Source organism: Paenibacillus medicaginis, assembly GCF_042138635.1.
GTDB classification, from domain to species: Bacteria; Bacillota; Bacilli; order Paenibacillales; family Paenibacillaceae; genus Paenibacillus; species Paenibacillus medicaginis.
The window spans coordinates 36,169-49,702 of record NZ_JBHIRY010000035.1; the positions used below are offsets into that span (position 1 = coordinate 36,169).

The 13,534-nt window shown below is 49.7% G+C and carries 14 protein-coding genes, 1 pseudogene and 1 other annotated feature; all 15 genes and pseudogenes read left to right on the plus strand.

Translation table 11 applies throughout. From position 1 onward, the window contains the following. The first annotated feature begins 116 nt into the window (after positions 1-116). Positions 117-959 carry a peptidoglycan DD-metalloendopeptidase family protein gene (locus ACE5LO_RS23830; protein ID WP_375522456.1) on the plus strand — a complete coding sequence of 281 codons (843 nt, stop codon included), beginning with the start codon at positions 117-119 and terminating at the stop codon, positions 957-959. After that, the gene (locus tag ACE5LO_RS23835) at positions 952-1,812 is read left to right on the plus strand and encodes a M50 family metallopeptidase (protein WP_375522457.1); all 861 of its coding nucleotides are present in this window, start codon (positions 952-954) and stop codon (positions 1,810-1,812) included. Before ACE5LO_RS23830 ends, ACE5LO_RS23835 begins: the two co-directional genes overlap by 8 nt. A gap of 142 nt (positions 1,813-1,954) precedes the next feature. After that, entirely contained in the window at positions 1,955-3,151 is a 1,197-nt protein-coding gene (locus ACE5LO_RS23840) for an Rne/Rng family ribonuclease (protein WP_375522458.1), read from the plus strand. A gap of 79 nt (positions 3,152-3,230) precedes the next feature. Next, positions 3,231-3,313, plus strand: a sequence feature (ribosomal protein L21 leader region). A gap of 12 nt (positions 3,314-3,325) precedes the next feature. Continuing rightward, a complete protein-coding gene (rplU, locus tag ACE5LO_RS23845; protein ID WP_375355269.1) occupies positions 3,326-3,637 on the plus strand; it encodes a 50S ribosomal protein L21 in 312 nt (103 codons plus the stop codon). 13 nt (positions 3,638-3,650) lie between these two features. Then, positions 3,651-3,977, plus strand: coding sequence for a ribosomal-processing cysteine protease Prp (locus tag ACE5LO_RS23850; RefSeq protein ID WP_355321615.1), 327 nt, complete (start codon positions 3,651-3,653; stop codon positions 3,975-3,977). A gap of 18 nt (positions 3,978-3,995) precedes the next feature. Next, on the plus strand, positions 3,996-4,307 hold the full coding sequence (gene rpmA / locus ACE5LO_RS23855; protein ID WP_305753298.1) for a 50S ribosomal protein L27: 312 nt from the start codon (positions 3,996-3,998) through the stop codon (positions 4,305-4,307). A 402-nt stretch (positions 4,308-4,709) separates the two neighbouring features. Then, positions 4,710-4,766 (plus strand): annotated as a pseudogene (locus ACE5LO_RS23860) (Spo0B domain-containing protein); the annotation flags it as partial. 142 nt (positions 4,767-4,908) lie between these two features. Next, complete coding sequence (locus ACE5LO_RS23865; RefSeq protein WP_375522469.1) at positions 4,909-5,208, plus strand: hypothetical protein; 300 nt, start codon at positions 4,909-4,911, stop codon at positions 5,206-5,208. 13 nt (positions 5,209-5,221) lie between these two features. Next, positions 5,222-6,535 (plus strand): GTPase ObgE, encoded by a 1,314-nt coding sequence (obgE, locus tag ACE5LO_RS23870; RefSeq protein ID WP_375522459.1) that lies wholly within the window; start codon positions 5,222-5,224, stop codon positions 6,533-6,535. Between the two features lie 156 nt (positions 6,536-6,691). Beyond that, the gene (locus tag ACE5LO_RS23875; RefSeq protein ID WP_375522460.1) at positions 6,692-7,129 is read left to right on the plus strand and encodes an ACT domain-containing protein; all 438 of its coding nucleotides are present in this window, start codon (positions 6,692-6,694) and stop codon (positions 7,127-7,129) included. 36 nt (positions 7,130-7,165) lie between these two features. Further along, a complete protein-coding gene (locus tag ACE5LO_RS23880) occupies positions 7,166-8,452 on the plus strand; it encodes a homoserine dehydrogenase (protein WP_375522461.1) in 1,287 nt (428 codons plus the stop codon). 90 nt (positions 8,453-8,542) lie between these two features. Next, positions 8,543-9,514 carry a homoserine kinase gene (thrB, locus tag ACE5LO_RS23885; RefSeq protein ID WP_375522462.1) on the plus strand — a complete coding sequence of 324 codons (972 nt, stop codon included), beginning with the start codon at positions 8,543-8,545 and terminating at the stop codon, positions 9,512-9,514. Next, on the plus strand, positions 9,511-10,431 hold the full coding sequence (pheA, locus tag ACE5LO_RS23890) for a prephenate dehydratase (protein ID WP_375522463.1): 921 nt from the start codon (positions 9,511-9,513) through the stop codon (positions 10,429-10,431). The genes thrB and pheA overlap by 4 nt, the downstream gene beginning before the upstream one ends. Next, the gene (ilvE, locus tag ACE5LO_RS23895) at positions 10,424-11,308 is read left to right on the plus strand and encodes a branched-chain-amino-acid transaminase (RefSeq protein WP_375522464.1); all 885 of its coding nucleotides are present in this window, start codon (positions 10,424-10,426) and stop codon (positions 11,306-11,308) included. The genes pheA and ilvE overlap by 8 nt, the downstream gene beginning before the upstream one ends. A 165-nt stretch (positions 11,309-11,473) precedes the next feature. After that, positions 11,474-12,934 carry a LysM peptidoglycan-binding domain-containing protein gene (locus ACE5LO_RS23900; RefSeq protein ID WP_375522465.1) on the plus strand — a complete coding sequence of 487 codons (1,461 nt, stop codon included), beginning with the start codon at positions 11,474-11,476 and terminating at the stop codon, positions 12,932-12,934. The last annotated feature ends 600 nt before the right edge of the window (positions 12,935-13,534 follow it).

Here is a 13,534-nt window from a genome sequence, read left to right on the forward strand (position 1 = left end):
TCCTCCGGGGCCTTTTGGCACCGGTTTTTCTTATTTTAGAAGGAAGATAAGTTCAACATAAGCGAATGCCCGTCCTCATATACATAGTAGCAAAGAACCTCAATGGGGGGCTGGATATGGACAGGAAATCGGGAATTAAACAGCGCAGGGAGGAACGGATCCAGCGGCTGATCGAAATGCGGGGAGCTTCGGTGCCAACTGCTGAACGTCACTGGGCCGGCAAAACATCGGAACCGCCAGAGTACATTGATTTACCGCAGAGTGCCGAGCCTGACCCGGAACTGGTTTGGAAAAAAGAGCGTGAACGTATGCATTCTGCCTTCAGGGAAGAACGAGGACCTTCCTTCCTGGCCACATTAAGATGGCGTTTCGTGATTAGCTGTATACTGTTTGGAGCCATTTGGGCTGTGTTCCGTTGGGATTTCCCCTATACGGCCGAATCCAGACTTTTTATCGCAGACGCACTCAGCCGTGACATGGATATGACTGCAGCAGCGGAATGGTATACAGCCCATTTCGGAGGGGCGCCATCCTTCCTGCCAACGTTCGGTGAGGAGGAGACAAGCTCGCAGGAGGTGAGCGCATCCGGCCGCCCTGCAGCGCCGCTCGCGGGTACGGTTGTTCAGAGCTTCGCGGTAAGCCTTAAGGGGATTGAAATCGTTCCGGAACGGAACGGGACCAACCCGGCCCAGGTCAAAAGCATTGACGCAGGCCGTGTGCTGGAAGTGACGCATCATCCGCAGAACGGAACGACCGTGGTAATCAGGCATACAGGGGGGCTCACAGCCATATACGGAAAGGTAACAGGCACACAGCTGCAGGTGGATGATTGGGTTCAGAAGGGGGAGGCGATCGGACTTATTGCTGTCCGGGAAAACGGGGAGAATGCCACTCTGTATTTTGCCGTCAAGCAGGATGATCGCTATATTGACCCTGCGGAAGTGGTATCCTTTGATTAACATTCGTGGCGTAACGTTTGCTCTTCATCCCCTCTTTGTGCTGATTATGCTGGCATCCGTGTTCACCGGACATTTTATTGAGCTGATTACGCTGTTTGCTATCGTATTGATTCATGAGCTTGGACATGCGGCGGCGGCAGCTTTGCTTGGAGTCAAAGTGCTTTCTATTCAGCTGCTGCCGTTCGGAGGCGTGGCGGTAATGGAAGACCGGGGATGTCTGCCGGCCTGGAAAGAGATTGTCATCGCGCTTGCCGGTCCTCTGCAAAATGGATTGATGATTCTGGCCCTTCTGTTTCTTAAAAGCTTTTTATGGGTAAATAACGACTTTGCAACATATGCGATCCATGGCAATATCATCATCGCCCTGTTCAATCTGCTTCCGATTCTCCCTCTGGATGGCGGGAAAATTGTACAGGCTTTGCTGAGCTTGCGGCTTCCCTATCATGTGACCTTGCTGTGGACACTGCGGACGAGCATTTTGTTTAGCGTTTTATTTTGCCTTTATGCCGCTCTTCCCTTGTGGTTGAATACAGGAGGGCTGCAGCTCAATATGCTGGCTGTTGGTATTTTTCTGCTATATTCCAATTGGGTCGATTACCGAAATATCCAATACCGGTTTGTCCGGTTTTTGCTGGGGCGGGATGCTCTTTTTTACCGACAGGCGGTTCAGGGGAATTTTGCCGTTCCTATATTCTCGCTCCCGGTGAAACATTTGGATTCGATATTGCGTCTGTTTAGAAGAGACAGGTATCATATTATATATGTTATGAATGAGCACGGCAAAATTATTGCCGTTCTGCCGGAGCAGCGAATTATCCGCTCCTACTTCAGCACACACGGAGGGAGAACGTGAATGTGCAGCGGCCCGGTCCAGAACCGGAGCCACTATTCTGCAGCGTATTTAATACCCAGGATAAAACTTTACAGTAAATAGAAGCAGCCGAAGCTGCCTTGAATAAATGAGGCTGTACACGTTCTTCAAGATAGGAGAAACCATGAAACAGATGATTGTACACTGCAAACAGAATTCAACACAGATGGCTCTTCTGGAGAACGGAAGGCTGGTGGAATATGCAGCAGAGCGTGCCCGTAACCAGGGGACGCTGGGGGCGTTTTTTAAGGCACGGGTTGTCAATGTCGTTCCTGGCATGCAGGCTGCGTTTGTAGACATAGGGCAAAAGAAAAACGCTTTTTTATATGTAGATGATGTCCTTCATGCTCATCTGGATAAGCAGCCGTCCGTGAAGCCAGCCATTACGGAACTGCTCAAACCTGGCCAGGAATTGATCGTACAGGTGTTCAAGGAGGCGGTTGGAAGCAAGGGAGCGCGTGTCACGACCCATTATTCGCTGCCTGGCCGCTGGATCGTATATATGCCTGCCGCCGATTATGTAGCAGTTTCCAAGAAAATAGAGCGTGAAGCCGAGCGTTCCAGGCTGAAGGGGATTGGTGAAGAAATTCGGCAGGGGGAGGAAGGGGTGATCATCCGCACCGTATCCGAGGATGAGAGCCGTGAAGCGCTGGAAAGAGATCTGGAGCAACTGAGAAAGCAGTGGCATGCGATTGTGAAGAAAGCGGGGCAGCAGACTGCGCCCTGCCTTCTGCACCGTGACTTGAGCATTGTTCAGCGGTTTATCCGGGATACGTTTACTCCAGAGCAGGATGAACTGATCATTGACCATGAGGGGCAGGCGCAGGATGCGCTTTCCTATTTGCAGGATATGGGTATTACCGATGCAAGGGTCCGTTTGTATGACCGGGAAGAGCCGATTTTTCAGAAATTTGGCGTTCAGGAACAGCTGGACCGTGATTTTGCACGCAAAATATGGCTTAAGGGCGGGGGCTATATTGTCATTGATCATACAGAGGCCCTTACCGTCATTGATGTGAATACCGGAAAGTATACTGGCGGAAGCAATCTGGAGGAGACCGTAACCCGCACCAATCTTGAGGCAGCAGCGGAAATTGCACGGCTGATGAGTGTACGGGATATCGGCGGTATTATTATCGTGGATTTTATCGATATGGAGCGCGAGGAGCACCGCAGGGAGGTATCCGCTATTCTCGAAGAAGGCTTGAAGCAGGGCCGGACAAAATCATTTGTCGTCGGCTGGACCAAGCTGGGCTTGCTGGAAATGACCCGGAAGAAGGTGCGTGCGGAAAGCCTGCCGGAGGAATGGAACAGCAGGTGAAATTGTAAAGGCTTGAAACATATCATGTCTTATGCTATACTCATTGAGTATGTGTACGGCGCTGAGGTTTAGTATGCTGCACATGCTGTAACCGCTCCGATCTGGTTGAAGTGTGTTCCCTTAGGGGAGTGCCACCTGCATCAGGCGAGTCTGAGACATAAGGAGGTGCAGACAATGTACGCAATTATCGAAACAGGTGGTAAACAATACAAAGTTCAAGAGGGCGACGTATTGTACATCGAGAAACTGAACGCTAACGATGGTGACACTGTAACGTTTGACCGTGTTCTGGCAGTATCCGGAGACAATGGTTTTACAGCAGGCACACCACTCGTATCCGGCGCTTCTGTAACGGCTACTGTGGAGAAGCATGGCAAAGGTCAAAAGGTTGTTGTTTATAAATACAAGCCGAAGAAGAACTACCATGTGAAACAAGGCCACCGTCAACCGTACACAAAAGTGACGATCGGAAAAATCCAGGCATAAGAGGGTCCGATAAGTGATTATCGTACAAATTAAACGTATGGAAGACGGGAGCATCCGGGGCTTTTCGGTGAAAGGCCATGCGAACTATGCCAAGCGTGGGGAAGACATTGTCTGCGCAGGCGTGTCCGCAGTAACGGTCGGCACCGTCAATTCCATTGAAGCATTGGCTGGAGTGGTGCTTGATGCGAAGATGAGGAACGGCTTTTTGAGCGCTGATATTCCTGATCTGCCGGATGAAGCAGTTCGTTCCAAGGTCCAACTGCTGATGGAGTCCATGGAGCTTATGCTGGAAGGTATTGCTGAGTCATACGGTGAGTATATTCAAATACAAAATAAATAAAAGAAGGAGGGGACATTCATGTTGAAATTGGATCTTCAGTTATTCGCATCGAAAAAAGGTGTAGGTTCCACAAAGAACGGACGTGACAGTAAAGCGAAGCGTCTGGGCGTAAAACGTGCTGACGGTCAGCTCGTGACTGGCGGAAGCATCCTGGTTCGTCAACGCGGAACGAAAATTCATCCGGGTACGAACGTAGGAATCGGTAAGGACGATACTTTGTTTGCGAAAGTGGACGGCGTTGTGAAATTCGAGCGTTGGGGCCGTGATCGCAAAAAAGTAAGCATCTATCCGGTTGATGTCGCTCCGGTAGCGGCTGCAGTAGAAGCTTAAACAACGGTGTAATTCCGTGACAAAGCCTCCGGCATTTCTGCCGGGGGCTTTTTTTACACAAGCATGGACAGCGTTTTGTGCAGATGGTAATGAACTGGTAAGTAAGTCATGCTATACTTGAAAAGACTGATTAGCCATTTCAAGATCCAGAACGGAGAGAAAACCATGTTATCGCGGAAAAGGTTACCTCTGCTAGCGGTATGCTCGGCTCTAGCTCCTTTGGCGCTTGCTCTGCTGATTCCATGCCCCGTAACGGTCATCATTCTGGGTGCCTGGGGAGCAGCAGCAGCCTTAGCCGGGGTTGAGATTACCCGGCGAAATGCCGGGAAGGAGAATGCAGCGATGAAACGAGCGCTGGAAGAGACGGCGAACGCCGCTTTCAATCATCACAGGCATGATTGGATGAATGATTTACAGGTGCTGTATGGTTATATCCGGATGGGGAAGCATGATAAATCTGTAGAATATGTGGAAAGAATAAAGGAGCGTGCTGCAGAGGACAGCAAGATATCCAAGCTGGGGATTCCTGCGCTTATATTTTATTTGCACTCATTCCGGGTAAGCTCTCAAAGCCTGCGGCTTGAGGTATGTGGAAGACCAATTGCAACTGGGAACTGTCATGTCTCCCGAAGACGGCGAGTCGCTCGCTTCGGCAATAAGGGATACGGTGCAGGCGTATCAATACGGCGTGGGCCGGTCGTCCTGGGGAGAAGTGCGCAGTTTGAAGTTATATTTCGGTATGGATCAGGGAGACGTCATCGTCCGGTTTGAAGGCAGCGACCTGCCGGCCGATTCGGAAATGCTGATGCAGGTACGGGCCAGGCTGGAGAACCAAAGCTTGCGGATGGAGCAACTTCCGTCCGGGCAAATCTTCCAGCTTCGGATGCCGTGCCAAACATAAGGATGGTGTACACATGTTTGTTGATAAAGCGAAGATTTATGTGAAGGGCGGCGACGGAGGCGACGGGCTTGTAGCTTTCCGACGCGAAAAGTATGTGCCTAACGGAGGTCCGGGCGGCGGTGACGGCGGTAAGGGCGGGGACGTTATATTCCGGGTGGATGAAGGGCTGCGTACATTGATGGATTTCCGCTACCAGCGGCATTTCAAAGCAAAGCGTGGCGAGAAAGGCCGCAATAAAAGCCAGCATGGAGCCAATGCGGAAAATATGATTGTGCGTATTCCGCCGGGGACGGTCGTCATCGACGACGATACCGGAGAGGTGATTGCCGACCTGACCCGTCACGGGCAGCAGGTGGTCGTGGCCAGAGGTGGCCGCGGAGGTCGGGGAAATATCCGGTTTGCGACTCCGGCGAATCCCGCGCCAGAGCTTGCCGAGAACGGGGAAGAAGGTCTGGAGCGTTATGTTACGCTTGAGCTCAAGGTGATGGCTGATGTGGGACTTGTTGGTTTTCCGAGTGTGGGCAAGTCGACTCTTCTGTCCGTAGTTTCTGCGGCCCAGCCCAAAATCGGAGCCTATCATTTTACAACCATCACCCCTAATCTGGGTGTAGTCGAGGTAGAAGAAGGACGCAGCTTTGTTATGGCTGATCTTCCCGGTCTTATTGAAGGGGCTCATACCGGTATTGGCCTCGGACATGAGTTTCTAAGACATGTTGAGCGGACGCGGATTATTATTCATGTCGTGGATATGGCCGGCTCGGAGGGACGCGACCCGTTTGATGATTGGTTGAAAATCAATGATGAACTGAAGCTGTATAATGCAGGGCTGGCTGAACGGCCGCAGATTGTGGCCGCGAATAAGATGGACATGCCGGAGGCCGAGGAGCATCTGGAGAAGTTTAAGGAACAGGTGGCAGCCGTCCGTCCTGACCTCGAAATTATGCCCATCTCTTCACTGACCCGCCAAGGCGTGAAGGAACTGCTGTACCGAGCGGCTGATTTGCTGGACCAAATACCGGAGGAACCGGATGTGGAAGAGGTTGCGGAGGTGCAGGAGCGGAAGGTCTACAAGCTGGAAAAGGAAGAGGACGAGGGGTTTCGGATTGTGCGTGAAAACGAAACCTTTATTGTTGAAAGCCCGAAAATTGAGCGCATGATGAAGCGGATGCAGCTCAATTCTCATGATGCGATTCTCAAGCTGGCAAGAACGCTCCGGCATATGGGAGTGGATGATGAGCTGCGCAAAAGGGGAGCCGTGGACGGAACCATTGTCCGCATCGGTGATTTTGAATTCGAGTTCGTGGAAGGAAGCAGCTATTATTATTAAAGGCTGGTTCATTTCTTTAAAATAGCTGTACAAAGGTGTCCCTGGTCGGGCACCTTTTTTTCAATAGGGTAATTACAATCATCTATTGCCCTCGCTTGTCAGATTCGTTATAATGTCCTCTATATATATACACAAGTCTCTGAGGAGAGGACGAATGTGAAGGAACGCTATTATTTGGTGCGGGAAGACATCCTGCCTGAAGCCATTGTCAAAACCATTCAGGTAAAACAGCTTCTTGCCTCTGGTGATGTTAAGACGGTGCATGAAGCCGCTGAACAGATTGGCTTAAGCCGAAGTGCTTTTTATAAATATAAGGACGGTATCCATCTTATTAATCAGCTGGAACGGGACCGGATCGTGAATATTTCGCTGGATCTCGACCATCAGTCCGGGATACTTTCCAAGGTTCTTGCTGTCATTGCTGATTATGGAGGAAATGTGCTGACCATTCAGCAGAGCATTCCTCTACAGGGCAGGGCCAATGTCGTTATCTCTGTTGAAATGTCCAGGCTCAGCGAAGAGCTGGGCAGCCTGCTCACAGGATTGCAGGCATTGTCCGGGGTCAAGCGCGTTCGTTTGATCGGTCAGGGATAGATGGCAGCGATGTTATGAATAGAGGGGGAATCCGTGATGAAGCCGGTAAAGGTAGGGTTGTTGGGATTGGGGACGGTTGGAACAGGCGTGGTCCGTATTGTGGAGGGCAATCAGGAGGATTTGAGCAGCCAGGTAGGTTCCCCGATCGTGGTTGAGAAAATTGCTGTCAAGAATGTGGAAAAGGCACGTTCTGTTGAGGTAGACTCCTCCAGGTTGACAGGAGACCCATGGGATGTGATCAACGATCCGGAAATCGATGTGATCATTGAAGTGATGGGTGGGGTGGAGCAGACCAAAGCGTATCTGCTGCAAGCGCTCGAGAACGGAAAGCATATCGTTACTGCCAATAAAGACCTGATGGCTCTGCACGGAGCCGAAATATTAGCCAAAGCGCAGGAGAAGCAGTGCGACGTATTTTATGAGGCAAGTGTAGCCGGGGGGATTCCCATTATCCGGACGCTGATCGAGGGGTTCTCGTCCGACCGCATTATCCGCATTATGGGCATCGTTAACGGAACAACCAACTATATTTTGACTAAAATGAGTCAAGAAGGCGCTTCTTACGATGAGGTTCTCAAAGAGGCTCAGGAGCTCGGATACGCCGAGTCTGACCCGACTTCGGACGTCGAAGGTCTGGACGCCGCCCGCAAGATGGCCATTCTGGCTACGCTCGGTTTCCGTTCCAATGTGGAGCTTGGGGATGTCAGTGTTAAAGGCATCTCGCACATTTCCAGTGAAGATATCGCATTTGCCAAGAAGCTTGGTTATGAAATGAAGCTGCTTGGTATCGCGGATAGAAACGGTGACCAGTTTAACATTAGCGTACAGCCTACGATGGTCAGCCAGAACCATCCCCTTGCTTCGGTGAACGGGGTTTTCAACGCCGTATACGTTCATGGGGAGGCGGTTGGTGAAACGATGTTCTATGGGGCGGGGGCAGGCGAACTGCCAACGGCAACGTCTGTTGTGGCCGACCTTGTTGCTGTCGTTAAAAATCTGAAGCTGGGCGTCAATGGGCTGAAGGCGATCACTTCCTATAAGCAGAAGCTTCTCACTAGCGATGAAGAGGTATTCAGCAAAAACTTTATTCTGCTGCATGTGGACGACAAAGCCGGGGTGCTCGCTCGAATTACCCAGGTCTTTGCTGAATTCGGCGTCAGCCTGGCATCGGTGGTGCAGCAGCCGAACGAGCACAATCCGAATGCGGAGATTATCATTATTACCCATAGAGCAAGCAAGGCAAATATGCAGAAGGTGCTTGATCACTTTGAAACGCTGGAAGTTATCCGTAAAATAAAGAGTGTATACCGGGTTGAGGGCTAGAATCCTCGTTGTGTTTCATTTTGCGGATATGAGATATTTTCATAACTGAGATGTGATGGTTGCAAGGCATCGCGAGTGGAGGCGGAAGGAATGTTCGATTCACCGGTAGTTAGAGTCCGGGTTCCGGCGAGTACAGCCAACTTGGGACCAGGGTTTGACACGCTGGGAATGGCTCTTAACCTGTATGCATGGATTGAAATGAAGCAATCCGATGAAACGAGCTTTCATTTGTATGGGGATCAGCTTAAGGGTATTCCTGGAGACAAGTCCAATCTGATTTACGAAGTGGCGCAAATGGTTTTTAACGAAGCGGGGGTATCTGTACCGGAGCTGGAGATATCCATGTATTCGGATATTCCCTTGACCCGTGGTTTGGGTAGCAGCGCATCCGCGATTGTCGGTGCGCTGGCCGCGGCGAATGCCCTCATCGGTTCCCCGCTGTCCGATGCCAGGCTGTTTGATATGGCCACGGCTATAGAGAAGCATCCGGACAATGTGGGCGCTTCCTTGTATGGAGGGATTATTACAGCAGTATGGGATGGTGTGCATGCCCAGTGCATAAGGCTGGACCCGAGTGATCATCTGGAAGCTCTGGTTGTCATTCCGGGATTCGAGCTGGCGACCTCCAAGGCGAGAGGTGTGCTGCCAGCGGAATTTTCGCTGCAGGATGCCGTGTATAATATCAGCCGTTCCTCCCTTCTGGTAGCGGCTTTGGCTGTAGGGGATTTCGAGGTCATTGCCGAGGCTATGAAAGACCGGATTCACCAGCCCTACCGGGCTGCCCTGGTTCCAGGCATGGCAGAAATATTAGAGGAAGCGCCGCGCCATGGGGCGCTTGGGTCCGCCTTGAGTGGGGCGGGCCCGACCCTGCTGGTGCTGGTGGACCGGCGTGAGCAGCGGAGGGCAGAGCTGGAGCGTTTTTTGAAGGAAACGATGCAGCGCGAATCCGTCCCGATCCGTATAATGTGGCTTAAGCCTGAAGCGCAGGGGGTAAAAGTCTACACAGACGTAGAAAGTGGTCGTTCGTTTTTGGATATGATAAAGGGGGAAAGCGTGCTGTGACACGTATTGCAGTTTTGGCGGAGGGCTCGGTTTCTCATGAGGCGGTGGATTACCTGCTAGGGGATCAGTCTTGCGAACTGGTTCACTACCAGCAAATCACGGAGGTTTTCCGTTCCACAGACAGCGGAAATACCGATTACAGTGTCATTCCGATTGAGAATACGATCGACGGGTCAGTGAGTCTACATATGGATTGGCTGGTTCATGAAGTGGATATTGCCATGCAGGCGGAATGGATTTATCCGTCCATTCAGAATTTGATCGGGCATCGAAAGGAATTTTTAGATCAAGCAGGCCAATTGGACTTGAGCAAAATTACCAAGGTCATGTCGCATCCGGTTGCCCTGCCGCAGTGCCAGCAGTTCATACGGGAGCATATGCCGCATGTCGAGCTGGAGAGCACTGGCAGTACGGCGGAGGCTGTAAAAATCGTTAAACGGAATCCGGGTAAGGGCTGGGCAGCGATCGGTACCCGTTTGGGCGCGGCTACACATCATTTGGATATTTTGGCTGAGGGAGTGACAGACCATCACAACAATTTCACCAGATTTGTGTTGATTGGACACCGTCCGATAGAGCTGCAGCGGAAGCTGAATGGATACAGGACCAGCGTTCTGGTTACGTTGCCTGAGGATTTTCCGGGAGCTCTGCACCAGGTGCTGTCGGCCTTCGCCTGGCGCCGGTTGAACCTGTCGCGGATTGAGTCGCGTCCGACCAAGAAGCAGCTTGGCAGTTATTATTTTTACATTGAAGTCATGGAATCCTTGGAGTCGGTGCTGCTTACGGCGGCTTTTGCAGAAATTGAGGCGTTGAAATGTCAGGTCAGAATTCTCGGTTCTTATCCAAGCTATGCATATGATAAAACATTGAACTCTTGTGATGAAGCAGGAAAAAGCGGAGGTGTCCTTAATGGCTGAGCAATGGATATATTTAGATGGGGAATATGTAACGAAAGAAAATGCAAAAGTATCGGTCTATGACCATGGTTTCTTGTACGGTGACGGGATATTTGAAGGCATTCGCATTTACAATGGCAACATTTTTAAATGCAAGGAGCATTTAGACCGGCTTTATGATTCGGCCCACTCCATTCAGCTCAATATTCCGCTTTCCCGGGAGGAAATGCTAGAAGCAATGGCGGAAACGATCCGCCGCAACGATATGCACAGCGGTTATATCCGGCTGGTTGTGTCGCGTGGCCCTGGCAACCTTGGTCTGGACCCGCTTCGCTGCCCGAAGGCCAGCGTCATTATTATTGTGGAAGAGCTGTCAATCTATCCGGAGGAAGCCTATCTTACCGGTCTAAAAACGATATCAGTATCCCAGCGACGCAATATTCCGGATGCGCTGAATCCAAAAATCAAATCGCTTAACTATTTGAATAACATTCTGGTTAAAATTCAATCCAACTACGTCGGTGCTGGTGAGGCGATCATGCTGAATTCCCAGGGATATGTGACGGAAGGGTCTGCAGATAACATTTTTATCGTTAAAAACGGGACGGTATTCACGCCTCCATGCTATTTGGGTGCTTTGGAAGGCATTACCCGCAACGCCATTATCGATATTTGCAGCGAGCTTGGTTATACACTGAAGGAACAGCCTTTCACTCTGCATGACGTCTATGTGGCTGATGAGGTATTCTTCACCGGTACGGCTGCGGAGGTGATTGCCGCAAACGAAGTGGACGGACGGATGATTGGAACGGGGGCTGCGGGTCCGGTTACTTTGAAGCTGCTGGAGGAATTCCGCAAAATTGTAAATCTCGACGGTTATAAAGTTTGGGAATCCTAATTCCATCATGTGCTGCCTCAGGAGCGGGTATTCTTGCTCCGGGGGCAGCTTTTTTTTAGATTTTTTTTGAATAGGGATGTCATTCGCCTATTGCGTGCATAAGATGTATTAACGATAAGCGGGCACAGGTCAGCCCGTAAACGAACGTTTAGGAGGTTTGACACCGTGAAAATACACATCCTCAAAAAAGGGGAGTCACTGTATGAGCTATCGCAAAAATATAAAATCCCCCTTGAGCAGTTGATCAGTGCCAATTCGCATATTACAAATCGGGATGAAGTCATGGCAGGCACCAAAATCAAAATTCCGTCCCCGGCGTCGGCCGCTATGCCTGCACCGCCCATGGCGGTGGCTTATCAGCATAAGGTAAAACAGGGAGACACCCTTTGGAAGCTTGGGAAAGCGTGGGGGATACCGCTGAAGGACATGATTGACGCGAATCCCCAGCTTAAAAATCCTAATGCTCTCATGACCGGCGAGATTGTTAATATTCCAAAAGCTGAAGGTACACAGGCAGATCCAGGGCAAACCAATGCCTCAGAAAATCAGGCAGGCGGAAATGTAAAGTTGCCGCTGAATAAAAAAAATACTGGAGTAAAAGAGGAGAATACATCCAACCCGGAAATGCCTTATGAAATGTTTGAAATGCCTGAGATTCCCGAGATGCCTAATATTCCACAAAAACTTCCCGAGAACGAGAATGTGACGGAGGAAGCTGAAAACAAAGAGAAGGAAAACGAAGCAGTGGAAAATGCAAACATAGACAATACAGATAATACAGATAATACAGACAGTACAGAAAATACAAATGCGGCTATCTCTCCTGAAAATATCAATCAGAACCCCGAAATAAATAAGCCGTTCGAAATGCCGATTTACGAGACGTACTCTCCTCCCTACGCGGCTCAATCAGAGGTTAATCATATGTATCCCGGAATTATGGCTGAGCATGTCAACCCAAACATCCCTGCTCCAACTGCAGTAAATCCGGCTTACTATAAACCGTATAGTGAAGAAAATCAACCTTATAGCGCCAATATGATGTATTCAAACTATCCCTATGGGGAAAATTCAGCATTCAAGCCGCAGTGGGGAAGTGGCATGACATCGCCGGTGAATTCGCAATTCGGTGAGCATCATTATTACACTTACCCGAGTGCCGGCTATACTCCTTCAGCCAATCCGTACCCGGCAGGGGAATCTTTTGCTCCTCCGGTTTATTCTCACCCCTACTACCCGTCGATGCATACTGGTGCTTCCAATATTCCTGCACACAACGATCCGTATGTGCCTATGACTTATTCGCCATATACAAGCGCTCCATCATTTCCGCCGATTTATTATCCGCCTGGGTATCCACAACCGTATGGATATCGTACGGAGTTGAACCAAGCTTCTCCATGGACGGCGCACCTGCAAGAGGAGCAAATTCATGCCACCGGGTTGGCAAACGAAATCACAGCCGAGCCGGAGCAAGCTTTAGCCAGTGTTGCTGAAAGTACAGCCAAAGCAAAAATATCCAATAAAAGCAGTGGCTTAGACAAAAGATTCAACGAACGAAGAACAGGAAATCAACGAAAACGGACAACAAAACCAAAACGCAAAAACCCTTGGATCAAGAGATGACAGACCCTTGTAAAAGAACGGATTTTTCGCCTCCGTTCTTTTATGTTTTTTTGCTGTAAAATAAGTACGGTGGAATGTTACCGCGATCAGGATGTCTTTTTTTGAATATGGGAGCAATCACGACAAGAAAATATAATTAAAAAAATGCTTGTATCATAATGATAGATGTGATATATTCTAATTCCGGCCAAAATGAAAAAAAACTTTGAAAAAAGATAATAAAAAAAGTGCTTGCCAAAATGGTCGGAAAGTGATAAGATATAAAAGTTGCTGAAGCGATGAACTGAAGCGATGAACTGAAGCGATGAACGAAGTTTGATCTTTGAAAACTGAACAACGAGTGAGTAGGTTTTACATCGTAAAACCGAAGTGCGAAGCCATTTGGTTCGTGTATATGACAGAATAAATGGCGGAGCGAAATTGAGATATTAAATCTCGTCAGATTCAAATGAGCTTAATCGCTCTTACGATATGCTCACCAAATTTGATTCACTCAGTCGAGTGGAACCCAAATCCGGTGAGATCGATGTTACTGCGTAACATCTTTATTGGAGAGTTTGATCCTGGCTCAGGACGAACGCTGGCGGCGTGCCTAATACA

What these genes read in the sequence shown, in the direction of transcription:
- rplU (WP_375355269.1), top strand. Translation starts at nt 3,326, where the DNA reads ATGTACGCAATTATCGAAACAGGTGGTAAACAATACAAAGTTCAAGAG.
- ilvE (WP_375522464.1), top strand. Translation starts at nt 10,424, where the DNA reads ATGGCTGAGCAATGGATATATTTAGATGGGGAATATGTAACGAAAGAA.
- ACE5LO_RS23830 (WP_375522456.1), top strand. Translation starts at nt 117, where the DNA reads ATGGACAGGAAATCGGGAATTAAACAGCGCAGGGAGGAACGGATCCAG.
- obgE (WP_375522459.1), top strand. Translation starts at nt 5,222, where the DNA reads ATGTTTGTTGATAAAGCGAAGATTTATGTGAAGGGCGGCGACGGAGGC.
- thrB (WP_375522462.1), top strand. Translation starts at nt 8,543, where the DNA reads ATGTTCGATTCACCGGTAGTTAGAGTCCGGGTTCCGGCGAGTACAGCC.
- ACE5LO_RS23840 (WP_375522458.1), top strand. Translation starts at nt 1,955, where the DNA reads ATGAAACAGATGATTGTACACTGCAAACAGAATTCAACACAGATGGCT.
- rpmA (WP_305753298.1), top strand. Translation starts at nt 3,996, where the DNA reads ATGTTGAAATTGGATCTTCAGTTATTCGCATCGAAAAAAGGTGTAGGT.
- ACE5LO_RS23880 (WP_375522461.1), top strand. Translation starts at nt 7,166, where the DNA reads ATGAAGCCGGTAAAGGTAGGGTTGTTGGGATTGGGGACGGTTGGAACA.